1 protein-coding gene is annotated in these 558 nt (G+C 49.8%); it reads right to left on the bottom strand.

What is annotated here, in order from left to right; genetic code table 11:
- The coding region (locus tag R7E78_RS29310; RefSeq protein ID WP_318059042.1) for a cache domain-containing protein at positions 1-558 on the bottom strand (558 nt) is incomplete at both ends.

Here is a 558-nt window from a genome sequence, read left to right as displayed (position 1 = left end):
TAGAGTGGGCGGAACAAGATGTTACATAGCAGGTTAAACAGCGCCACACAGATGATAACCACGATAGCCGTCGCGATAATTTGATCCCAAACGGCATCGTAAAGTGGTGCAACCAACGAGTTGTGATCCAACACCGTTACCGTCGTGAGCTTGGTGCCCTCAATTGGACGCGCATAAATCACATAATCGGTACCGCTGATCGACACGCGACGTTCAGTGCCTGAGCGTGCAGCGTTGGTGATGTCGTTGTTGTTTAAGCCCAGTTTGCTAACCGGTTGGTTTAGGAGCTTGCTGTCGTTATGGGTGAAAATATTGCCCTGATCGTTGGCAATAAACATGTAGCCTTCACCCGGTAGGATCACTTGGTTGAGGCTGTTTAAAATATCTCCAATTTCGACATCTGCACCCAGTACAGTTGTTTGGCCGTGCAGTTGTAACGCCTTACCGAGCGACACCACATTCGCACCAGTTGCAGCAGCAACGGTCGGGTTATCCATAAAGACTTTCGATGGATTGGCAATGGCGTTGGTGTACCAGCCCCACTTGCGAGGGTCATTA

It is taken from the genome of Vibrio sp. YT-19(2023) (assembly GCF_033337395.1).
The sequence above is the reverse complement of the archived record's forward strand: the minus strand, read 5'-3'. Positions and strand labels throughout refer to the sequence as shown.